This window comes from Leifsonia sp. Root4 (assembly GCF_001425085.1).
Classification (GTDB): Bacteria; Actinomycetota; Actinomycetes; order Actinomycetales; family Microbacteriaceae; genus Microterricola.
The window spans coordinates 1-22,978 of sequence record NZ_LMDN01000007.1 but is presented as its reverse complement, the minus strand read 5'-3'; the positions used below and the strand labels follow the sequence as shown (position 1 = coordinate 22,978).

The 22,978-nt window shown below is 67.8% G+C and carries 17 protein-coding genes and 1 pseudogene; 8 read left to right on the top strand and 10 right to left on the bottom strand.

Annotation, left to right across the window (positions count from 1 at the left end; translation table 11 throughout):
* Positions 1-51: 51 nt before the first annotated feature.
* The 9 genes from ASC66_RS17465 to ASC66_RS17425 form a co-directional block, all read right to left on the bottom strand.
* Complete coding sequence (locus ASC66_RS17465; RefSeq protein ID WP_082492487.1) at positions 52-498, bottom strand: globin; 447 nt, start codon at positions 496-498, stop codon at positions 52-54.
* On the bottom strand, positions 498-1,571 hold the full coding sequence (locus ASC66_RS17460) for a mechanosensitive ion channel family protein (RefSeq protein ID WP_082492486.1): 1,074 nt from the start codon (positions 1,569-1,571) through the stop codon (positions 498-500). Before ASC66_RS17460 ends, ASC66_RS17465 begins: the two co-directional genes overlap by 1 nt.
* 57 nt (positions 1,572-1,628) lie before the next feature.
* On the bottom strand, positions 1,629-2,324 hold the full coding sequence (locus ASC66_RS17455; protein ID WP_055842773.1) for a response regulator: 696 nt from the start codon (positions 2,322-2,324) through the stop codon (positions 1,629-1,631).
* Entirely contained in the window at positions 2,321-3,637 is a 1,317-nt protein-coding gene (locus ASC66_RS17450) for a sensor histidine kinase (RefSeq protein WP_157509848.1), read from the bottom strand. Before ASC66_RS17450 ends, ASC66_RS17455 begins: the two co-directional genes overlap by 4 nt.
* 10 nt (positions 3,638-3,647) lie before the next feature.
* A complete protein-coding gene (locus ASC66_RS17445) occupies positions 3,648-4,487 on the bottom strand; it encodes an ABC transporter permease (RefSeq protein ID WP_055842769.1) in 840 nt (279 codons plus the stop codon).
* Positions 4,484-5,395: an ABC transporter ATP-binding protein gene (locus ASC66_RS17440; protein WP_055842766.1), complete on the bottom strand. Its 912-nt coding sequence runs from the start codon at positions 5,393-5,395 to the stop codon at positions 4,484-4,486. Before ASC66_RS17440 ends, ASC66_RS17445 begins: the two co-directional genes overlap by 4 nt.
* A 283-nt stretch (positions 5,396-5,678) precedes the next feature.
* Positions 5,679-8,219 (bottom strand): aminopeptidase N, encoded by a 2,541-nt coding sequence (pepN, locus tag ASC66_RS17435; protein WP_055842762.1) that lies wholly within the window; start codon positions 8,217-8,219, stop codon positions 5,679-5,681.
* A 2-nt stretch (positions 8,220-8,221) separates the two neighbouring features.
* Positions 8,222-10,777 carry an aminopeptidase N gene (gene pepN, locus ASC66_RS17430; RefSeq protein WP_055842760.1) on the bottom strand — a complete coding sequence of 852 codons (2,556 nt, stop codon included), beginning with the start codon at positions 10,775-10,777 and terminating at the stop codon, positions 8,222-8,224.
* A 95-nt stretch (positions 10,778-10,872) separates the two neighbouring features.
* Positions 10,873-11,574, bottom strand: a complete 702-nt coding sequence (locus ASC66_RS17425) for a TetR/AcrR family transcriptional regulator (protein WP_235497006.1) — start codon at positions 11,572-11,574, stop codon at positions 10,873-10,875.
* A gap of 263 nt (positions 11,575-11,837) precedes the next feature.
* Between ASC66_RS17425 and ASC66_RS17420 the strand changes: the two genes are divergently transcribed.
* From ASC66_RS17420 to ASC66_RS17385, 8 genes are read left to right on the top strand one after another with little or no spacing between them, the layout of a single operon-like run.
* Positions 11,838-13,496 carry an amidohydrolase gene (locus ASC66_RS17420; RefSeq protein WP_055842757.1) on the top strand — a complete coding sequence of 553 codons (1,659 nt, stop codon included), beginning with the start codon at positions 11,838-11,840 and terminating at the stop codon, positions 13,494-13,496.
* A gap of 29 nt (positions 13,497-13,525) precedes the next feature.
* Positions 13,526-15,181: an ABC transporter substrate-binding protein gene (locus tag ASC66_RS17415; RefSeq protein ID WP_235497004.1), complete on the top strand. Its 1,656-nt coding sequence runs from the start codon at positions 13,526-13,528 to the stop codon at positions 15,179-15,181.
* A 49-nt stretch (positions 15,182-15,230) separates the two neighbouring features.
* On the top strand, positions 15,231-16,187 hold the full coding sequence (locus tag ASC66_RS17410) for an ABC transporter permease (RefSeq protein ID WP_157509847.1): 957 nt from the start codon (positions 15,231-15,233) through the stop codon (positions 16,185-16,187).
* Positions 16,184-17,044, top strand: coding sequence for an ABC transporter permease (locus tag ASC66_RS17405; protein ID WP_055842748.1), 861 nt, complete (start codon positions 16,184-16,186; stop codon positions 17,042-17,044). Before ASC66_RS17410 ends, ASC66_RS17405 begins: the two co-directional genes overlap by 4 nt.
* Positions 17,041-18,690: a dipeptide ABC transporter ATP-binding protein gene (locus ASC66_RS17400; protein WP_055842745.1), complete on the top strand. Its 1,650-nt coding sequence runs from the start codon at positions 17,041-17,043 to the stop codon at positions 18,688-18,690. Before ASC66_RS17405 ends, ASC66_RS17400 begins: the two co-directional genes overlap by 4 nt.
* Entirely contained in the window at positions 18,687-19,037 is a 351-nt protein-coding gene (locus ASC66_RS17395) for a hypothetical protein (protein WP_055842742.1), read from the top strand. The genes ASC66_RS17400 and ASC66_RS17395 overlap by 4 nt, the downstream gene beginning before the upstream one ends.
* Positions 19,034-20,326, top strand: a complete 1,293-nt coding sequence (locus tag ASC66_RS17390) for a flavin-dependent oxidoreductase (protein WP_055842741.1) — start codon at positions 19,034-19,036, stop codon at positions 20,324-20,326. Before ASC66_RS17395 ends, ASC66_RS17390 begins: the two co-directional genes overlap by 4 nt.
* The gene (locus ASC66_RS17385; RefSeq protein ID WP_055842738.1) at positions 20,323-21,753 is read left to right on the top strand and encodes an NAD(P)/FAD-dependent oxidoreductase; all 1,431 of its coding nucleotides are present in this window, start codon (positions 20,323-20,325) and stop codon (positions 21,751-21,753) included. Before ASC66_RS17390 ends, ASC66_RS17385 begins: the two co-directional genes overlap by 4 nt.
* A gap of 754 nt (positions 21,754-22,507) precedes the next feature.
* On the opposite strand, the pseudogene ASC66_RS18515 reads toward ASC66_RS17385, so the two are convergent.
* Positions 22,508-22,978, bottom strand: a pseudogene (locus ASC66_RS18515) (HNH endonuclease); the annotation flags it as partial.

The window sequence follows — 22,978 nt, the reverse complement described above, 5'->3', positions numbered from 1 at the left end:
GAGAGCGCCGGGTGCGTGACGGCTCGCGCAGCAATCGTGGCGGAGGGAGGGCTACTCCTCGAAGGTGTTCACGAGGGAGTGCGCGGCGCGCTGCAGGTAGTCCCAGAGCGTCGCCTCGTGCAACGGCGACAGATCCAGCGTGTCGACGGCGGTGCGCATGTGCGCCAACCAGCGATCACGGGCGTCCGGGTTCACCTTGAATGCACCGTGGCGCATGCGCAGCCGCGGGTGCCCGCGCTGTTCGCCGTACGTTCCCGGACCGCCCCAGTACTGCTCGAGGAACATCGTCAGTCGTTCGGCGGCCGGGCCGAGGTCGTCCTCCGGGTACATCGGCTTCAACACGGGGTCGTCGGCGACGCCGCGGTAGAACTCGGTCACGAGTTTCTCGAACGTCGCGCGTCCGCCGACCTGCTCATAGAAGCTCACGGTCGCCGCTTCGCCGTGCTCGCTCTTGCGCAGTTGGACGGGGAGGGCTGGGGTGTTCTGCTGCTCGGTCATCAGGCTTCCGGATTCTGCGTGGGTGGCTTCGGCGTGCTCTTGCGGGCGCGCGGAGCCTTCGGGGCGTGCGGCGCCAGGTTCTCGACCACGTTCACGGGGCGCGTGCGGGGCGGGCGGGCACCCTTGACGCTGGCTGCGCTGTCGAAACCGGTGAGCACGATCGCGTTGAGCGCCGGCAGCTTGATGCCTTCGGCATCCAGCGCCTTCTTCAGGCGGATGCGCAGCTCGCGGGAGACGTCGTCCCGTGCGACCGTGCGGGTCTTCACGACGATTCGAAGTACGAGTGCCTCGTCGGAGATGGACTCGAGACCCCACACCTCTGGCTTCTCCAGCACACGCGAGCGCCACTTGCTGCTCGCTGCCATCTCGACGGCGGTCTTCAGCATGAGGGCCTCGACCGCCTCGACGTCGGAGTCGTAGGGAATCGCGAGGTCGATGATCACACGGGCCCAGCCCTGCGACATGTTGCCGACGCGCAGGATCTCGCCGTTGCGCACGAACCACAGCGTGCCGTTGACGTCGCGGATCTGGGTGATGCGGATGCCGACGGACTCCACGACTCCGGTGGCCGGGCCGACGTCGACGACGTCACCGACACCGAGCTGGTCCTCCATCACCATGAACAGGCCGTTGAGGGCGTCCTTGACGATGTTCTGCGCGCCGAAACCGAGGCCGGCACCGACGGCGGCGGTCAGCAGCGCGAAGGAGCCCAGCACGGTCTGATCGATGGTGTTGATCACGAGCAGCAGCGTCACCGTGAAGATCGTCACGTTCACGGCGTTGCTGAGCACCGAGCCGAGCGTGCGCGTGCGCTGCACCAGCCGCACGGCGGCCAGCGGCGATGCGGCGGCGATCGCCTGGGTGTCGTCGATGTTCTGCGTCTTCTTGACGCCGGAGACGATCTGACGCACGACCCGCTGGATCACGAAGTGCAACACCCAGCGGATGACGAGAGCCAACAGGATGATGATGATCACGTTGACGAGCGTGCCGAAGAACGTCTTCGGTTCGTTGTTCAGAAACGAGCCGATCGCCGAGAAAAAGCCGTTGACGGCGCTCCAGAATTCATCCATAGGTGTCCACTCTATCGAGGCGTTCTCGCCGGAAGCTGGGTGCCACGGGCCTCCCGGCTAGTCGGCCCCAGCGGTCAGCCCGTTCTCGTAGGCGAAGATCACGGCGTGCACGCGGTCGCGCAGTCCGAGCTTGGCGAACACCCGACTGACGTGGGTCTTCACCGTCGACTCGGAGAGGAAGAACTCCGTGGCGATCTCGGAGTTGCTCCGCCCGGCGGCGATGGCCGTGAGCACCTCCTGCTCACGTGGTGTGAGCGAGTCCAGCGCTCCCGGGGCGGTCTCGACCGACCCTCCGGCGCCGCCGCCGCCGCTCGCGACGGGGAGCCCCGCCCCGACGAGCTCGATCAGGCGGCGGGTGACCCGCGGCGCGAGCGCAGCGTCGCCGGCGTGAACAGCCCGGATGGCCTGCAGCAACTCTTCCGGCCTGGCGTCCTTCACCAGGAAGCCGCTCGCTCCCGCCCTTAACGCCTCGAAGGCGTACTCGTCGAGATCGAATGTGGTGAGCACGATGATGCGGGGAGCGGTGGGGGAGGCGAGGATGGCGCGGGTCGCCGCGATCCCGTCGAGGCCCGGCATTCGCACATCCATCAGTACAACATCGACCGCGGTCTGCTCGAGCAGGGCGATGGCGCCGTGACCATCGGATGCCTCACCGACGACATCGATGTCGCTCTCGGCCTCGAGCACCATGCGGAAGCCGACGCGCACGAGGGCCTGGTCGTCGATGAGTGCCACGCGGATCGTGCCGGTCATGTGATCACTTTCGTCGTTGAGGTCGTTGGGGTCGTTGTGGCGGTGAGGCGCGCCTCCACCTGCCAGCCGAAACCGGCCCGCGGGCCGACGTCCAGGCTCCCGCCGTAGAGCGCGATGCGCTCGCGCATGCCGATCAACCCACGACCGGTGCCGGGTGTCGCGGTCGTGGAAGGCCGTGGCGCGTCGTCGCGCACCGTCACAGTGACCTCGTCTCCCAGTCGACTGAGCTCGACCGTGACGGTGTGTGCCGTCGCGGCGTAGCGCAGGGCATTCGTGAGGGCCTCCTGCACGATGCGGTACACGGTCAGCTCGATCGTGCTGTCCGTGATCGGCGGCCCGCTGGTGCGGAGGGTGACCGGCATCCCGAGCGCCCGGAAGTCGCTGACGAGCTCGGGCAGCGCGCGCAGGTCGGGCTGGGGTGCCAGCTCGCCGGAGGCCCGGCCGGCCTCGCCGGGTTCGCTGAGCAGGCCCAGCATGCGTCTCATGTCGCCGAGGGCCTCGCGGCCGGTCTCTGCGACCCGACGCATCGCGTCCGCCGCGCGGTCCGGGTTGCGTGCGCTCGTTGCCGCGGAGCCGTCGGCGAGGGTGACCATCACGGTGAGACTGTGCGCGACGATGTCGTGCATCTCGCGGGCGATGCGCGCCCGTTCACGGGCGGTGGCCAGCTCCGATTGCTGATCGCGTTCCCTGGCGAGGTCGCGGGCGCGGTCGATGAGGGCGACGAGATAGCGGCGGCGGTTGCCCATCGTCACACCGATCAAGGTGGCGATGAGCATCAACACCCCGAACTGCGAGGCGGATGCCGGGGCACCCGCGCCGAAGGGGGAGAGCTCGCCGGTGCCGAGCACGCCGACCGCGATGTACGCGGACGCCGTCGCCACCACCAGCGAGACCCCGAACGCGATCCAGGCGGCCCTGACCGAACGGTAGACGGCTAGCGCGTAGAGCGAGAGCAGGATCGGGAGCACGTCGGTCGTGCCGAGCGGGTAGACCAGCAGACAGAGCAGCCACGCCGTTGTCGTCAACAGCCACGGGTGCCGTCGACGCCAGAACACCATCGCGACAGCGACGAGCGCGATCGCGAGCAGGTGGAGCACGCTCACCCAGAGCGGGAAGAGCGGTTCCCCGCCCCCGAAGATCGTGGCGACCGTTCCGAAGAACGTCGGCACGGCGTACACGGCGGCGATCAGCGAGTCGGTGAGCACGGGGTGCCGTGCCCAGAAGCGCCGGAACACGCCGGGAGGTTTCGGCAGACGAAGTTCTCCCCCGACTACCGAAGCCGGGTAGTCGGGGGAGAAGTGGTGTTGCGTCATGGACGAGACTCTACGCGTCGCGTCGCTTCAGCAGGATTCCGGCGCCGACGAGGGACGCAGCGACCCAGGCCAGGACGATGAGCAGGTTCTCGATGACCGAGTCGATCTCACCGGTGAACGAGGTCTGGCCGAACATGCCCATTCCCGCGGTCGAGAACAGGTACGGGATCAGGTCCTGCACCCACTCGGCCGGGATCATCTGCAAGACGGTCGGCAGCAGCAGCATGAACCCCAGAACCGCGGCAATACCGCCCGCACTGCTGCGGATCGCGGTGCCGACGCCGAGTGCGAAGAGCGCCGTCAGCGCGAGATAGGCGGCCCCGCCGATCAGCGGCAGGAACACATCGGCGTCGGTGACCGGGGCGACAGCACCGTGTTCGCCGAAGGTGAGCGATGTCACCGCGAACGCGCCGAAGGTGCTGAGCAGGCCGATGACGAAGGTCGACGCGGCCAACACGATCGCCTTGCCGGCAAGCGCCGGCAGGCGACGGGGCACGGCCGTCAGCGTCGAGCGGATCATCCCAGTGCTGTACTCGCCGCTGATGATCAGCACGCCGAGCACACCGACGACCAGCTGGCCGAAGAACACGCCGACGGTGGAGGAGGTCAGCATGAGGCTGCGCACCTGCTCGACGGGTGCGTTGGCGGCCTCGCCGCTGTCGACGAGACCGTCGACCATGCTGCTGCCCATCAGCCAGGCCATGCCGAGCGACATCGCGACGAGAATCAGGAACGCCCAGACGGTCGAGCGGAGGCTGCGCAGCTTGATCCATTCCGAGCGGATGACGCCGCCGAAGCTGAGGCTGCTCGCACTGCGGGTGAGCGGTGCGATTGTTGTCGTGGCGCTCATCGGCTGGCCTCCGTGCGGTATTCGACGGCATCCTGTGTGAGGGCCATGTAGGCCTCCTCGAGGGATGCGGTCTGCGGGGTGAGTTCGTGCAGGATCAGGCCGTTCGCGGCGGCGAGGTCGCCGATCTGGGCGGCGGCGAGGCCGGTGACCTGCATGACGCCGTGTTCGGCGCGCAGCACGGCGATGTCGGGTCCTGCGAGCAGCTCGGCGAGCTGGCTGGCGTGCGGGGAGCGCACGGTGACGGTGGCGAGTGACGCCCCTGCGACGATATCGGCGACGGGGGCGTCGGCGATGATCTGACCGCGGCCGAGCACGATGATGTGGTCGGCGGTCTGGGCCATCTCACTCATCAGGTGCGAGGAGAGGAACACGGTGCGCCCCTCTGCGGCCAGGCTGCGCACCAGCTGGCGCACCCAGAGCACGCCCTCTGGGTCGAGCCCGTTGACCGGCTCGTCGAGGATGAGCGTGGCCGGGTCGCCGAGCAGGGCGGCGGCGATGCCGAGGCGCTGGCCCATGCCGAGAGAGAAGCCGCCAACGCGCTTCCGTGCCACGGACTGCAGGCCAGTGAGCTCGATGACCTCCTGCACCCGCTTGGCGCCGATCCCGTGGGTGGCTGCCATCGCGAGCAGGTGGTTCTGCGCGGTCCGTCCCGTGTGAACGGCCTTCGCATCGAGCAGAGCGCCGACCTCGCGAAGAGGCGCCTTGTGCTCGGCGTAGCGCTTGCCATTGACGGTCACGCTGCCGGCGCTCGGCCGGTCAAGCCCGACGATCATGCGCATCGTTGTGGACTTGCCTGCACCGTTGGGCCCGAGGAATCCGGTGACCTGACCGGGACGCACGGTGAATGAGATGTCGTTGACGGCCGTCTTCGCGCCGTAGCGCTTGCTGAGGCCTTCTGCTGTGATCATGCTTCAACGCTACGAGCACAGCGGGTGCCGCCACATCGGCCGTGCGGATGGCCCATGTAGTACTGCGGTATGACATCGCGGCCCCGCCCTGGGTGGGCGCAGGCCGCTGGTTGAGCGAGCCCCGCTGGTTGAGCGAGCCCCGCTGGTTGAGCGAGCCCCGCTGGTTGAGCTTGTCGAAACCTCACGACGAGGATTTCGACAAGCTCAATCAGCGGGAGCATCCCGTCTCCATCGGCGGCAATTCTCGAGATTTCCTTGGTGCTGGCTGCCGCCTTTCGCGGCGCTAGGCGCGGTCGCGCTCCTGAGCGGCGATCGCACGCTCCACCCGGGAGAGCTCCTCGACGATGATCCGACGGAGCGCCGGCGGACCGTCGTTGGCTGCGAGCCACGCCCGCGATGCATCGACAAGCGCGGCATCGGCCAGCGGCGCCGGGTAGAGCCCGCGAATGATCGCCGCCGCCATGTTGTAGCTGCGCGTCGACCACACCTCCTGCAGCATCGCGAAGTACGGCTCCAGCTGCGGCGCGAGCAGCGCGCTCGGCCGCGAGCGGCGCCAGCCGAGAGCGTAGGCACGCACGTAGTCGTTGGAGAGCGTCGTGTCGTGGGCCGCGGCGGACCACGCGGCGAGCTTGCCCGCCGCATCCGGAATCGCCGCCTTCGCCGTGATCGCCGACTGCCGACCCTTGGCCGTGTCGTCGCCTTCGAGCACCTCGTCGATGCTCTCCACGGACGCCCGCCCGCCGGCGGCGAGGGCGATCACAAGCTCCCAGCGCAGATCGGTGTCGATCGTGACTCCGGCCAGCAGCGCCTCACCGGCCAACAGCTCGACGAGCACGTCGAGCTGGCCCTCCGTCACCGCCAACGCGATGAAGCTCTTCAGCAGCTGCAGTTGGGCGTCGGAGCCCGCCGCGGCCGACTGGGTGAGCGCCCAGAGTGCGTCGCCGGCCTCGGCAGCCGCGGACTCGCGGTGCTCCGGAGCGATGTACTGGCCGAGCACCAGTTCGAGCAGGCGCAACGAGAGCGCGCGCTGCGCCGACTGGCTCTCGGCGGCGATGTTGCCGAGCACGAGCCGCACGAAGTCGCGCGGGCTCGCCTCTGCGTCGCGGGTGGCATCCCACACCGCGCCCCAGATCACGGCCCGCGCGAGCGGGTCGGAGATCTGCGCGAGATGCTCGAGCGCGACGGCATGCGACGCCGGGTCCAGCCGGATCTTCGCGTAGCTGAGGTCGTCGTCGTTGAGCAGCACGAGAGCAGGGCGGGCGCGGCCGACCAGCTCTGCCACCTCCGTGCGTTCCCCATCCACATCCAACTCGACGCGGTGGGTGCGGCTGAGAGCGCCGTTGACGAGATCGTAGAAGCCGATCGCCAGCCGGTGCGGGCGAATCGTCGGCTGCGAGGATGCCGCCGACTGCAGCACAGCGAAGGCGGTGATGGTGCCGTCATCCGCCGTCACGATCTCCGGCCGCAGCGTGTTCACGCCGGCCGTCTCCAACCACAGTCTCGACCACTCGGTGAGTTCGCGCCCGCTCGTCAGCTCCAGCTCGTCGAGCAGGTCACGCAGCGTGGCATTGCCGTTCGCGTGCTTCCGCAGGTAGACGGAGATTCCGGCGTAGAAGGCGTCGAGGCCGACCCAGGCGACGAGCTGCTTGATCACGGAGGCGCCCTTCGAGTAGGTGATGCCGTCGAAGTTCACCTCCACGTCTTCGAGGTCGTTGATGGTCGCGACGATCGGGTGGGTCGACGGCAGCTGGTCCTGCTCGTACGCATGCGTCTTCTCTGTCGAGGCGAACGTCGCCCAGGAATCGGCGTACTCGGTGGCGCTGGCCGCCGCGATGGTCGATGTCCAGGTGGCGAAGGACTCGTTCAGCCAGAGGTCGTTCCACCACTTCATGGTGACCGAGTTGCCGAACCACATGTGCGAGAGCTCGTGCAGCACGACGAGGGCGCGCTGCTCCTTGCGGGCATCGGCAACCTTGGAGCGGAACAGGTAGGCCTCGTTGAAGGTGACGGCCCCGACGTTCTCCATCGCGCCCCAGTTGTACTCGGGAACGAAGATCTGGTCGTACTTCTCGTAGGGGAAGGCGACGCCGTAGTTGGACTCGTAGTAGGCCAGGCCCTGCCTGGTCTTCTCGAACATGACATCGGGCTCCGCATACTCGGCCAGCGAGGCGCGCGTGAAGAGCCCGAGCGGGATCGTGCGGCCGTCGGCCGTCGTCGCCTCGCTCTGCCACGAGCTGTATGGCCCGGCGATGAGCGCGGCGATGTACGTCGAGATGTGCGGGCTGGGCGGGAAGGCCCAGCGCGCCGCGTCGCCCTGCGGGGTCGGCACCGGCGAGACCGAGTTGCTGATCACATGCCAATCGGCCGGAGCCGTGACGGTGAACTGGTAGCTCGCTTTGAGATCGGGCTGGTCGAAGCAGGCGAACACCCGGTTCGCCTCCGCGACGGCGAGCTCCGTGTAGAGGTACGGCTTGCCGTCGACCGGGTCGACGAAGCGGTGCAGGCCCTCTCCGGTGTTCGTATATGCGGAGTCGGCGACAATGTGAAGCTCATTCACGGCTTTCAGTGCGTCGAGCCGGATCCGCAGGCCGTCGCTGACGGCATCCGGATCCAGCGCGACACCGTTCAGCGTGACGCTGTGCAGTGCGCGGGTGTTCGCCTCGATGAAGGTCGAGGCGCCGGGCGTCGCCTCGAAGGTGACGGTGCTCTCGCTGCCGAAGACCTCCTCGCCGCGGGTGAGGTCAATGGCGACGACGTAGTTCGGATTCCGGATGACGGACGCGCGCTGTTCGGCCTCCGTGCGGGTCAGATTCGATTCGGCCACGCTCAGGCCCCCGCGGCCGCATCGACGGCCTGTGCGGCGAGCGCGCGCTCGACGCCGGCGAGGTTCTCGCCGACGAGGCGTCGGAGCGCGGGAACCTCGGGGTTCGCGTCGAGCCAGGCCCTCGTGGCATCCGCCAGCTCGACACTGGCCAGCGGTGCCGGGTACATGTCGACGACGATCGTCTCGGCGATGGCGTATGCCCGGTTCTGCCAGAGATCGGCGATGGCCGCGAAGTACGGGGCGACGAGCGCGTCGAGCGGGGCCGGGTCGTTCGTGTGAACGACGCCGAGCGCCGTGTGACGCACGATCATGTTCGGGGCGGTGTCGCTCTCGACCAGGGAGTTGAACGCGGCGAGCTTCGCGGCGCTCGTCGGGAAGGTCGCTCGGGCGCGGGCGGCGGACTGCTGGCCGTTCGCGGTGTTGTCCGCGGCGAGGGCGGCGTCGATGTCGGCATCGCTCGCCGCGTTGTTGAGCACGAGGCCCTCGAGCAGCTCCCAGCGCAGATCGGTGTCGATCTCGAGGCCGACGAGGGTGATCTCGCCGTCGCGGAGTGCGCGCACCGCCTCGACGTGCTCCGGCGTGCTGGCGAGGCTCGCGAAGGCCTTGACGAGCTGGAACTGCACATCGCTGCCGGCCTCAGCCGACTGGGCGAGTGTCCACAGCGTGTCGCCGACGGTGCGGAGCGTCTCGGCGCGGCGGGCGGGGGCGACGTACTGCTTTGTCGCGAGCGCCAGCTGGCCGAGCACGGTGCGGATCGTTGTCGACTCGGTCTCGGCGGCGATGTTGCCGAGCACCAGGCGCACGAAGTCGCTCGCCGGGCTCTCGCCGTCGCGCGTGGCATCCCACACGGAGCCCCACACCAGCGAGCGGGCCAGGCCACTCTCGAAGGCGGAGAGGTGCTGCAGGGCGATCGCGTGCGATGCCTCGTCGAGGCGGATCTTCGCGTATGCCAGGTCGTCGTCGTTCAGCAGCACGAGGTCGGGGCGGGCGAGGCCGAGCAGCTCGGCGACCTCCGTACGCTCACCGGCCACGTCGAGCTCGACGCGGTGGGTGCGGCGCAGCACACCGTCGACGAGGGTGTAGAACCCGATGGCCAGGCGGTGCGGGCGGATCGTCGGGTAGTCGGATGCCGCGGACTGCAGCACGGCGAATCCGGTGATCACGCCGGCGTCGTCCGTGGCGATCTCGGGGCGCAGGGTGTTGACGCCTGCCGTCTCGAGCCAGAGCTTGGACCACTCGGAGAGGTCGCGGCCGCTGGCCGTCTCCAGCTCGCTGAGCAGGTCGACGAGCTCGGTGTTGCCCCATGCGTTCTTCTTGAAGTAGGCGGCGACGCCGGTGAAGAAGGCGTCGATGCCGACCCAGGCCACGAGCTGCTTCAGCACGGAACCACCCTTGGCGTAGGTGATGCCGTCGAAGTTGACGAGCACGTCTTCGAGGTCGTTGATCGTCGCCACGATGGGGTGGGTGGACGGCAGCTGGTCCTGGCGGTATGCCCAGCTCTTCTCCATGGCGGCGAAGGTGGTCCACGCCTCGGTCCACTCCGTGGCCTCCGCGGTCGCCATCGTCGACGCCCACTCGGCGAAGGATTCGTTCAGCCAGAGGTCGTTCCACCACTTCATGGTGACGAGGTCGCCGAACCACATGTGAGCAAGCTCGTGCAGGATCGTGACGACCCGGCGCTCGCGCATCGCGTCGGTCACCTTCGAGCGGAAGACGTAGGCCTCCGTGAAGGTCACGGCGCCGGCGTTCTCCATGGCGCCGGCATTGAACTCCGGCACGAACATCTGGTCGTACTTCTCGAAGGGGTAGGCGAAGTCGAACTTCTCCTCGAAGTACGCGAAGCCCTGGCGGGTCTTCTCGAAGATGTAGTCGGAGTCGAGGAACTCGGCCAGCGAGGCGCGGCTGAAGACGCCGAGCGGGATGGTGCGGCCGTCACGGCTGGTCAGCTCCGAGCGCACGACGCTGTACGGGCCGGCGACGAGCGCGGTGATGTAGCTCGAGATGCGCGGGGTCGGCGCGAAGCTCCACGTTGCGGCGTCCGTGCCGTCGACGGCCACGGGCTCCGGCGTTGCCGAGTTGCTGATCATCTGCCACCTCGCCGGGGCGGTCACGGTGAAGCGGAAGCTCGCCTTGAGGTCAGGCTGTTCGAACACGGCGAACATACGGCGGGAGTCGGGCACCTCGAACTGGCTGTACAGGTACACCTCATCGTCGACGGGGTCGACGAAGCGGTGCAGGCCCTCTCCGGTGTTCGTGTAGATCGCGTCGGCGACGACGGTCAGCACGTTCTCTGCTGCGAGGTTGTCGAGCTGGATGCGGACGCCGTCGCTGACGGTCGCGGGGTCGAGCTCTGCACCGTTCAGGGTCACCGAGTGCACGGTGCGCGTGATCGCGTCGATGAAGGTGGACGCGCCGGGGGTGGCGGTGAAGGTGACGGTCGTCTCACTGCGGAACAGCTCGGGCCCGCAGGTCAGGTCGAGGGTGACGTCGTAGCTGTCGACTCCGATGAGCGCTGCACGCTCCTGAGCTTCGACGCGGGTCAGGTTTTCTCCGGGCAACGGTGCCTCCTGGGGCAGTTCATGAGACGTTCTTTGTCTCGGGTGTCGTGGATTGTGTCCAGCAAACAACCCTAGTAGCGCCCACCCTGCGTGCCCTAGTCCCTGTGCTGCGTTTCCTTCGCGGTGCGCTCTGCGGAGGCGAGGATCGACTCTGCACCCATGCTGAAGAGATCCCGGCTGTCGAGTGCGCGCAGTTGCGGGCTGAGCGCGGCGATGTGCGGGTGCCGTTCGGGGTCGACGAGCAATGGCGAGTCGATCCACGGAACCGAGTCATCGTCGCTGTCGGTGCGCTGTGTGCGGTCGCGGGCGATTCCCGCGGCGCTCGAGAGCAGGTGCTCAGACAGGAGGGCGTAGTGACGCACCACCTCGTCGTCGGAGAGCCCGGCGCGCGAGAAGGCGTCGAGCATCAGCTCGACGACCTCGAGCTCCGCAGGTCCATTCGTCGAGATCACGATGGCCTCGACTCCGATGGCGGGGTAGCGGCAGAACAACTCGAGGGTGGATGCCGCCAGCTGCCGCAGCCGGCCCTTCCAGTCCTCGGGCGGCGCGGTGATCTCGGCGATCGACATCGCGAGCAGTCGATCCAGCAGCGACTGCATCAGGCTTTCCTTGCTGCGGAAGTGCCGGTAGATCGACGTGGGATCGGCTCCGAGGTCCGCGCCCAGTTCTCGAACGGAGATCGAAATCGACCCCGGTCGGGAGGCGAGCCGAAGTCCGGCCTCCACGATGGAATCCCGGTCGAGGCGCGTCTTCGCGTCGCCCGGTCGATCCGCGCGTTGTTCGGCTTTTCCGTTCACTGCTTTCATCATCCCCATCGGTGGACTCGCTGACGTCTCGGCCAGGGTTGCCGCCCGCTCCTGCCCGAATTCGTGCAGTCGTACGTGCGCCGAGCTTAGGTGCCCGATCGTGATCAGGCAATTCGCTTTCCCCCGGCACCGAGCTCGTGTGTAACGGCAACGAAACAGGATTGTTTCAAGCTTGTCAACAGCGTTGACATCACTGTTGGCAATCGCTACTGTCAACTCACCACTGAGATTTCACTGACGAAACGAGGGCTCCATTGCCAGCTGCTGACGTACTCTTCACCGGGGGCCCCGTGTTCCTGGGATCCGGCGAGCCGCTGCTCGGCCACGCCGTTGCCGTGATCGACGGCCGAGTGGCCGCGATCGTGCCAGAGGCCGAGGCGTCCGCGCACATCGGTGAGGCGACGACCGTCGTCCAGCTGGACGGCGCGCTGCTCAGCCCCGGCTTCCAGGATGCCCACGTGCACCCCGTCGGAGCCGGCGTCGAACTGCTGCAGTGCAACCTGACCGAGGGCGAGAACGCCGAGGACGCCGTGCGACTGGTCGCCGAGTACGCGACAGCAACTCCCGACGCCCCGTGGATCCTCGGAGGCGGCTGGTCGATGGACCACTATCCCGGTGGGGCCCCGCGCCGCCAGCTTCTCGACGCGGTCGTCCCCGATCGCCCTGTCGTCGTCTCCAGCCGCGACCACCACAGCGTCTGGGCGAATACCGCCGCCATCCGCCTGGCAGGTCTTGACGCCTCGACGCCGGACCCCGAAGACGGCCGCATCGAGCGCGAAGCCGACGGCTTCCCCTCCGGGACCTTCCACGAAGGGGCGATGGGTCTCTTCGACGATGTGCTTCCGGCCACCGATGATGAGCTCGCCTACCAGGGCCTGCTCCGTGCTCAGGAGGAGCTGCTCCAGCTCGGCATCACCGGCTGGCAGGACGCGATGATCGGCTCGATGAACGGCATCTCCAACATCGCCGATGTCTACCGCAGGGCACTCGCAGAGGGAACGCTCACCGTGCACGTCGTCGGTGCCCAATGGTGGGTGCGTTCCAACGGTGCGGAGCAGGTGGCCGAGATGGTCGCCCGGCGCGAGTCCGTCAGCGCTCTCGGCGCCGAGGACCGCTTCTCCCTCGGCACGGTGAAGATCATGGTCGACGGCGTCGCCGAGAACGCGACCGCGGCGATGGTCGCGCCCTACCGCGACGCCCACGGCCACGACACCGACAACCGCGGCCTCTCCTTCGTTGACCCAGAGCTGCTGAAGGGCTACGTGACGCAGCTCGACGCCGCCGGATTCCAGGTGCACTTCCACGCACTCGGCGACCGTGCGGTGCGCGAGGCGCTTGATGCGATCGAGACCGCTCGCGAGGCCAATGGTCCCTCAGACAACCGCCACCACCTGGCCCACCTCCAGGTCGTCGCGGAGGAGGACAGCCGCCGGTTCAGCGGACTCGACGCGATCGCGAACATCCAGGCGCTCTGGGCGACGCACGAGGACCAGCTTGACCAGCTCACTCTGCCGTTCCTGCAGCCGGGGGCCGAGGCACGCCAGTACCCGTTCGGCGAGCTCGCCGGCCACGGTGCACGACTGGCGGCCGGCAGCGACTGGCCCGTATCCAGCGCCGACCCGATGGACGCCGTGCACATCGCCGTCAACCGGATCGCCCCCGGCGAAGACTTCGAACCGCTCGGCGGCGCACAGCAGCGTCTTGACCTCGCCACGGCGCTCGCCGCATACACCTCCGGCACGGCTTACGTGAATCACCGCGATCACGACACCGGTCGTATCGCCGAGGGATACCTCGCGAACCTCGTCGTGCTCGACCCCAACCCGTTCGCGGTTCCGACAGAGGAGATCTACACCTCGACGGTGACGTCGACCTGGGTCGAGGGCCGCTCCGTCTACTCCCGCACCACCTGAACCGCCGACAGCACCAGAAAGAGAGAATGATGACTGCACAGCACCCACCCGCACGGCGCGCGCGCCGTCGAGCGCGCATCGCCGTGGCCACTGGAGTCTCAGCGCTCCTCGCGCTCACCGCGTGCACGGCGGCCGAGCCCGAGAAGCCGAGCGACGTCAGCTTTGAGCTGACGGATGCCACGCCCGCTCCGTCCGGCGACCTCGACTCCTTCACGTGGTCCAGCTACTCCGAGCCCTACTCGCTCGACTACGCGTACGCGTTCGACTACTCCGACAACCAGGTGCTCGCCAACATCTGTGAGCCGCTGCTTCGCCTGAATCCCGACTACTCGCTGACGCCGGCACTCGCGGAGTCCTTCGCGCACCCGACGCCGGAGACCTGGGTGTACACGATCCGTGACGGGGTCAAATTCCACGACGGCACCATCCTCACACCGGCCGACGTCGTCGCGTCATTCAACCGCCACCTGGACCCGGCCGTTGGATCGTCCTGGTACTCCGTGTTCCAGAACGTCGCCTCGGTCGAGCAGACCGGCGACCACGAGGTCACCGTCACCATGACGGGGCCCGATTCGCAGTTCAACCTCGCGATGGGCGGCTCGGCCGGCGTCGTCGAGTCTGCGGCGAGCCTCGAGTCCATCGGAGCCGACTACGGCAACTCGAGCGGCGGCGTGAACTGCACCGGTCCGTTCAGCCTCGCCGAGTGGAAGTCGGGCGAGTCCATCACGCTGACCCGCTTCGATGACTACTGGGACAAGGACCTGGCGGCCAAGTCGGCCGAGGTCGAGTTCATCTTCATGACCGACCCGAACGCCCGCGTGAACTCGTGGAAGTCCGGCGAGGTCGACGGCGGCTGGATGGTGCCGCTGGACGCGATCGCGCAGCTGCGCGACTCGAGCGTCGGCGACGTCTACTTCGGCATGAACACGGCGGTCAACAACCTGATCGTCAGCGACACCGACGGCCCGCTCGCGGACCCGAACGTGCGCAAGGCGCTGCTGATGGCGATCGACCGAGAGGGCCTGATCTCCGCCGCCTACCAGGGCATCGGCACCACCACCGACGCGCTCACCACCGAATCGGTGTGGGGCGGCGCGTCCAAGGCGGCGCTCGACACGGCGTTCGGCGACCTCGAGGAGTACCCCTACGACCTCGACGCCGCGAAGAAGCTCATCGACGAGGCCGGCGTCGCCGGAGAGGAGATCGTCTTCGCGACCGCTCCGCTCGGCACTGACTTCTCCGTGATCGCCCAGACGACCGTCGCGGCCGCTCAGTCGATCGGTCTCGATGCCCGCATCGAGACCATGACGCCGAGCTCGTACACCACGCTGTTCTCAGACCCGAGCGCACGCGAGGGAATCGACCTGTTCTACACGGTGTGGTACCTCTCCGCTCCCGACCCCCTCGAGATGTACAGCGTTCTGCGCACGGGGGAGTTCAGCAACTACGGAAACTGGTCTGACCCCGAGTTCGACGCCATCGTCACCGAGGCGGCCACGATCGAGGATCCCGCTGAGCGCTCGGAAATGACCGCCCAGGCGCAGCTCATCGCGAACGACCAGCTCCCGTGGCTCCCGCTCGCCGAGAGCCCCGTCACGATGTACATGAGCGACGAGATCACCGGTGTCGCACCGTCGATCAACTTCCTCTACTACCCGTGGGCAGCCACCATTGGCGCTCGCTAACCCGAGCGAGGCCCCTCTGCAGAGCCCCTGGCGGAGCGGTGGTCGATACATGACCACCCTCCGCCGGGTGCTCGGCAAGCTGGGCGCGCTGCTCCTCACCCTCTTCCTTGCTTCCCTGCTCGTCTTCTTCTCCCGCTTCCTCGTTCCGGGCGACCCGCTGCGATTCCTGCTGCGCGGCCGTAAGCCGAGCGCCGAGGCCATCGCCGAGATCTCGGCCCAGTACGGCCTCGACCTGCCGCCATGGCAGCAGTACATCAACTGGATCACCGGCGTCCTGCACGGCGACTTCGGCCGTTCGCTGCAGTACCGCCAAGACGTGAGCACGGTCATCGGTGAACGGATCCCGGTGACCTTGGGACTCGTCATCATCGCCGGAACGATCATCGCTGTCGTCGGGCTCATCTCCGGCACGATCGCCGCGCTGAACAAGGGCCGCGTTCTCGACCGCGGCATCCTGATCGGCCTGACGGTGCTCGGCGCGATCCCGTCCTTCGTCGGAGCGATCGTGCTGATCGCCGTGTTCGCCGTCCAGCTCGGCTGGTTCCCCTCCTTCGGTTCCGGAGAAGGCTTCATCGACGGGATCTATCACCTGATCCTGCCCTCGCTCGCCCTCGCCCTCGTCTTCGTCGTGCTCGTCGGCAAGGTCACGCGCTCCTCGATGGTCGATCAGCTCGGCCGCGAGCACGTCGAGGTCGCCACCAGCCGCGGCCTGAAGCGGGGCACCGTCATCCGACGCCACGTCTTCCGCAACGCCATAGGCCCGATCCTCACCGTCAGCGGTCTGCTTGTCGCCGGTCTGCTCGTCGCCAGCTCGATCGTCGAGTCGGCGTTCGGCCTCGCCGGAATGGGCTCACTGCTCGTGCAGTCCGTCGACCGGCTCGACTTCCCTGTCGTGCAGGCGATCGTGCTGCTGATCGTGACGGCCTTCGTGAGTGTGAACGCCGTCATCGACATCTGCGAACCCCTGATCGACCCCAGAGCCGCAGCAGGAGCTGATGCCCGATGACCACCCCAACCATGGCCGTCAAGGTGCTGAAAGCACCGAGGATGCGCCGCGGCAATCTGACGTTCAACCTGAGCGTTGCCGTCGTCGCCGTCATGACATTCGCGGCGATCTTCGCCCCGTTCGTTGCTCCGTACGACCCCGATCTCGTCAACCTCGCCGTCGTGTACTCCGGGCCGACCCCGGCGCACTGGCTCGGCACGGATGCGCTCGGCCGCGACCTTCTCAGCCGGACCATCTTCGGTGCGCGCACGGCGCTGCTCGGGCCGTTGCTGGTCGTCATCAGCTCGACGATCATCGGGATCCTGCTCGGCTTGCTCGCCGGCTGGCGGGGTGGCTGGCTCGACAGCGTGCTCGCCCGGATCTTCGACCTGGTCTTCGCGTTCCCGTCGCTCCTGCTGGCCATCATGGCCGTCGCACTGTTCGGCAAGGGACTGGTCGCGCCGGTGATCGCCATGAGCATCGCCTACGCGCCGTTCGTCGCACGGCTCACCCGTTCCCTCGTCATGGCCGAGCGCTCGAGGCCCTACGTCTCCGCGTACCGCGTGCAGGGATTCTCCGGGCCGTGGATCGCCCTCCGCCGCGTTCTGCCGAATGTGACCCCCATCGTCGGCGCCCAGTCGACGCTCAACTTCGGCTACGTGCTGGCCGAGCTCGCCGCGCTGTCCTTCCTCGGACTCGGCGTGCAGGCTCCGACAGCCGACTGGGGCGCAATGATCAACGAGGCCCAAGCCGGAATCATCGGCGGGCACTTCCTGCCGGCGATGGTGCCAGCCGTCGCCGTCGTCCTCGTCGTCGTCGTCGTCAACGTGATCGGTGAAGAACTCTCAGACCGGATCGGAGGCGGGGTTCCCGCATGAGCCTGCTCACCATCACTGACTACACACTTGTTCTGCCCAACGGAACGACGCTGCTTGACAAGGTGTCGCTCACGATCGCCGCCGGCGAGACCGTCGGCCTCGTCGGCGAATCCGGATCGGGCAAGTCGCTCACCGCGCGCAGCGTCCTCGGGCTCCTCCCTGACCGGGCGGTGACCTCCGGCAGCGTGCTGCTGGACGGCCAGGAGGTGCTCGGAGCCGCCCAGCGCGACATCCTGAAGCTGCGTCGATCGACCGCGTCGATGGTGTTCCAGGACCCGCGCGCCGGCATCAACCCGGCCCGCACCATCGGAGACCACCTGACCGAGACCCTGCGTCTCTGCGAGGGGTGGCCCAAGGAACGCGCCACGAAGCGCGCCGTCGAGTTGATGGAGGCGGTACGGCTGCCGCGGCCGGAGGACCACCTGCGCCAGTACCCGCACGAGCTCTCCGGCGGCATGTTGCAGCGGGCGATGATCGCCGGCGCCCTGACGAGTTCGCCGCAGTTGCTCATCTGCGATGAGCCGACGGCCTCGCTTGACGTGACGACGCAGGCCGGCATCATCTCCGTGCTCGCCGAGCAGCGCAGAACCCGCAACATGGGCATGCTCTTCATCACCCACGACCTCAATCTGGCCGCCGCGATCTGTGACCGCGTGTACGTGTTGAGCTCTGGACGGGTCGAGGAACAGGGCGACGCCCGAGAGGTGCTGAGCAACCCGCAGGCGGCGTACACCAAGCGCCTCGTCGCGGCAACGCCCAGCATCGCGAATGCGGTGAACCCGGTTGTGCCCGGCGCGGCGGTTGGGGCCGGTGGGCAGAGCGGAGCCCCCGCCCGGCTCGAGATGCGGGAGGTCTCGAAGAGCTACGAGCGCCGGGGCAAGGGGCCCATCACCGCCGTCGACACCGTGTCGTTCACCTTGCCGCGAGGAGGCGCACTCGGCGTCGTGGGCGAGTCCGGCTCAGGCAAGTCGACGCTCGCCCGCATGCTGGTCGGCCTCGAGCCCGCCGACAGCGGAGAGATCCTGCTTGACGGCAGCCCGCGCGGTGCGATTCCCAACACGCGCAGCGAGCGGCTGGCCCACGCGCGTGCTGTGCAGATGGTCTTCCAAGACCCGTACCTCTCGCTCGACCCGCGCATCATCGTGAAGCAGGCCATCGGCGATGCCATCCGGCTGCACACTCAGCTCAGCCAGAGCGAGGCCGAGCAGAGGGTGTTCGAGCTGCTCGACCAGGTCGGGCTCGACGAACGCCACGCGAACGCGCGGCCCAGAACACTCTCGGGTGGACAGCGCCAGCGCGTGGCCATCGCACGCGCGCTCGCCATCGAGCCGGAACTCCTCGTGCTCGACGAGGCGACCAGCGCGCTGGACGTCTCCGTCCAGGCACAGGTGCTGGATGTCGTCGCGAAGATCCGTGCCGAGCGCGGGCTCACCGTGCTGTTCATCAGCCACGACCTCGCCGTGGTCCGGCGGGTCTGTGAGAACGCGGTCGTCATGCACCGCGGGCAGATCGTTGAGCGTGGTGCAACCGCCGAGATCCTCGAGAACCCGCAGCACGCGTACACCAGGCGACTGGTGGATTCCGTGCCCCGCGCAGACTGGCACCTCGACGAGTTCACGATGCCGGTGCCGGAGGAGGTGCGGTGACCGAGCGCACCTTCCAGCTGCGCCACTACACGACGGTTCCCGAGCACTTCGACGGATTCCTCGAGTGGTGGGCGCGGACCCTCCCGCAGCTCCGGGCCAGACACGGCTTCACCATCGAGAGCGCATACGGCATCCGCGAGCGGCACGAATTCATCTGGGTGGTCAGTCATCCGGGTGACAGGGCGGCGTTCGAGGCGGCCGAGCGCCGTTATGCGGACTCGGCCGAGCGTGAGACGGCATTCACCGGGATCCCGGAGTGGATGGAGTCGATGGACATCGCCTTCGTCGATGCCGTGGCCGCAGCAGAACAGATTGACGCACAGGAAACAGGAGAAGCACTGCAATGAAGGTCATCATCGTCGGAGCGGGAATCGGCGGGCTCACCACGGCACTGTCGTTGGAGGCAGCCGGCATCACCGACGTCACCCTGTACGAGGCGGTGTCGGAGCTGCGCCCGCTCGGCGTCGGCATCAACCTGCTGCCACACGCCGTGCGCGAACTGACCGAGCTCGGCCTCGGCGAACAGCTCAAGGGTTTCGGCGTCGCGACCAGCACGCTCAGCTACACCAACCGCCTCGGCCAGACGATCTGGTCGGAGCCGCGGGGCCTGAGCGCCGGCTACCAGTGGCCGCAGTACTCGGTGCACCGCGGGCAGCTGCAGATGCTGCTCAGGGACACCGTGCTCGAGCGTCTGGGCGCAGACAGCATCCACCTCGGTGCCAGCGGCGACGACGTGCAGCAACACGGCGCCCGGGAGGACGGCGGCTGCAGCAGCCTGCGGATCACGGTGGCAGACGGCAGCTCGTACCGGGTGAGCGCCGACGTGATCATCGCGGCAGACGGCATCCACAGCGCCGTACGCCGTCAGCGCTACCCGGACGAAGGTGCACCGGTGTGGAACGGCCTCATCCTGTGGCGCGGAACCGCGCGGGTGGCACCGTTCCTCGACGGCCGCACCATGATCATGGCGGGGGACGCGTTCCAGAAGTTCGTCGCCTACCCGCTCTCGCTCCCGGGCGACGACGGGCTCGCAACGATCAACTTCATCGCCGAGTATCGCTCGGATGACGCCGATCCAGGCGTCAGCAGCTGGAACCGCTCGGCAGACCCGGCGACCGTTCTCGATCGTTTCGCCGACTGGGACTTCGACTGGTTGGACGTGCGCTCGATCATCGGCGCGGCCGAGGAGATCCTCGAGTACCCGATGGTCGATCGGGACCCGATCCCGCGCTGGACGTTCGGGGCCCAGACCCTGCTCGGTGACTCGGCGCACGCGATGTATCCGATCGGCTCCAACGGTGCATCCCAGGCCATCATCGACGCCCGCACCCTCGCGAACGCACTGGCGACCGCCGGCAGCATCTCCGAGGCACTGCAGCGCTACGAGGACGCACGCAGACCCCGCACAACAGCAATCACACTCAGCAACAGATCGATGGGACCAGAACAAGTCATGCAACTCGCCTACGAACGAGCACCACAGGGATTCGACGACATCGACACCGTGATCCCCTACGCGGAGCGCGCGGAGATCGCGGAACGCTACAAGAAGGCGGCAGGCTTCATCCCGGATGAGCTGAATGCGCGTCCGAGTCTCTCCGTGGAGCGCGCAGTGACGAGCGAGGTCTCCCGATGAGTCGGCACGACACCGTCTTCGAACGCGTCACCCCGAGCCGTTCGACCATCGCCAACGCACTCGCAGAGACACGCGCGAGCGCGTTCTGGATCGACGATGCGCGGGATCAGCACGAGGCGCATCCCTCGCTGCAGGAATCAATCGTCGCCGACCTCGTCGTCGTCGGCGGCGGCTACACCGGCCTCTGGACCGCGCTTCTCGCCAAGGAGCGCAACCCTGCACTCCGCGTCGTGCTGCTCGAGGGTGAGAGCGTCGGGTGGGCGGCATCTGGTCGCAACGGCGGGTTCTGCGAAGCGAGCCTCACCCACGGCGAGGAGAACGGCCGCACGCGCTGGCCGGAGGAGATGGAGACGCTGAACCGCCTGGGCCTCGAGAACCTGCAGGACATCGAAGATGCGGTCGCCCGCTACGGAATCGACTGCGACTTCGAGCGCACCGGCATCCTCTCCGTGGCCGTCGAACCGCACGAACTGGAGTGGCTGAGCGAGTGGGACGAGGAATCCGACTCGCACATCCACCTCGATGAGGCTGCCGTGCAGGCGGAGGTCGCGTCACCGACGTATCTCGGCGCCGTGTGGGAGAAGGAGTCGACTGCGCTCGTTCACCCGGCCAAGCTCGCCTTCGGTCTGGCGCGCGTCATCACCGAGCTCGGCGTGACGATCTACGAGCACTCCGCCGTCCGCTCGATCGAGGATGCTCCCGGCGGCGTCGAGATCCGCACCGCCCACGGCCGCGTGCACACGAAGCAGGCCGTGCTGGCGACGAACGTGTTCCCCTCGCTGCTGAAGCGCAACGCCCTCATGACCATTCCGATCTATGACTACGTGCTCATGACGGAGCCGCTGAGCGCGGAACAGCTCGAGTCGATCGGGTGGACGAACCGCCAGGGCATCAGCGACATGGCGAACCAATTCCACTACTACCGGATGAGCAAGGACAACCGGATCCTGTTCGGCGGCTACGACGCGATCTACAACGCCGGCGGCAAGGTGAAGCCGGAGTACGAGGAGCGGCCGGAGTCGTTCGAGAAGCTCGCCAGCCACTTCTTCACGACCTTCCCGCAGCTTGAGGGTCTGCGCTTCAGCCACAAGTGGGCCGGCGCGATCGACGCGAGCACGCGGTTCTGCGCCTTCTACGGTCTGGCGCGGAAGGGCCATGTCGCGTACGCCAGCGGCTTCACCGGGCTCGGTGTGGGATCGGCACGCTTCGCCGCCAACGTCATGCTCGACCTGCTGAACGGCGAGGTGACCGAGCGGACGTCGCTGAAGATGGTGAAGGATCGCCCGCTCCCGTTCCCGCCAGAGCCCGTCGCGACGATCGGCATCAACATGACCCGGTGGTCGCTTGACCGCTCCGACCACAACGAGGGCAAGCGCAACCTGCTGCTGAAGACCATGGACGCCATGGGCGTCGGCTTCGCGTCCTAGCGGTATCGGCGCGGCCCTCCGTCGAGCCATCGTGCATTCTCACGATGGCTTGAGGGAGCGCCAGCGACCGAAGCCCTGAGCGTCTGACCAGCTCGGGTGGTTGTGGATGCCGCAGCTGCGGTGGCGGCGGATCCGCTCGGGGCTTCGCGTGCGTCGCTGCTCCTTCGTCGCGGCGCCGCTCGCTCAAGCCAACGTGCATTCGCACGCCGCGCCTATGCACGCTGGCTTGAGGGAGCAGCCGAGGAACGAGGCCGCCCCCGAAGCCCTGAGCGCCTGGCCGGATCGAGTCGCCCGGGTCTCGATACGGCCGCGGGCGGCCTACTCGACCAGCGTGGAGGTCAGGGCGGTGGTGTCGGGCATCCGCTCGGGGCTTCGCGGGCGTCGCTGCTCCTTCGTCGCGGCGCAGCGTGCTCGAGCCCACGTCCCCGCTGGCTCGAGGGAGCAGCCGAGGAACGAGGCCGCCCCCGAAGCCCTGAGCGTCTGACCGGATCGAGTCGCTCGGGGCGTCGCGGCTGTGTGTCGGGCATATGTTGCCGCACCAGCAGCGGTGGCGGTTCCTGAGATTGCCTGAGGAGGGGCTGCCGCCTTCCGCGAGGCTTCGCCTCGCGCTACTCGACCAACGTGGGCTGTTGATGCTGGAGCAGGTCGGCTTGTTGGGTGCGGGACTTTGTGGATCGTCGCCACGGGGTGTCGGTGTCGGAGCGTCCGCCACGCAGCCAGGGTGGCGGTTTCACGTACGGGGCCCCGTTGACCATCATGATCTGCCACCCGCTGGTGTCGATGGTGTGGTGGTGGAACCAGCACAGCAGCACCCCGTTGCAGGTTTCCGTTTCGCCACCGTCGTGGTGCTCCTTGACGTGGTGGATCTCGCTCCAGGCGGCGGGGATGGAGCAGCCCGGGATGATGCAGCCGCGTCGTGGTGCTCCTTGACGTGGTGGATCTCGCTCCAGGCGGCGGGGATGGAGCAGCCCGGGATGATGCAGCCGCCATCGCGGAGGCTGATCGCCCGCCGCTGGGTGACGTTGAAGAGGCGGTCGTGGGAGCCGATGGCGTTGATGGTGCCATCCGGGCCGATCAGCACGTGTTGTTGCCCGCCGGCGCAGATGAACTGCTCCACGGATGCCATTGAGATCGGGGCCTCGCAGCCCTCAATGAACCCGGACCCGGTGCCATTGGCGAGGTCGGTTTGTCGGACCGAGACGAGCACGGTCGGGGCCGCCCCGCC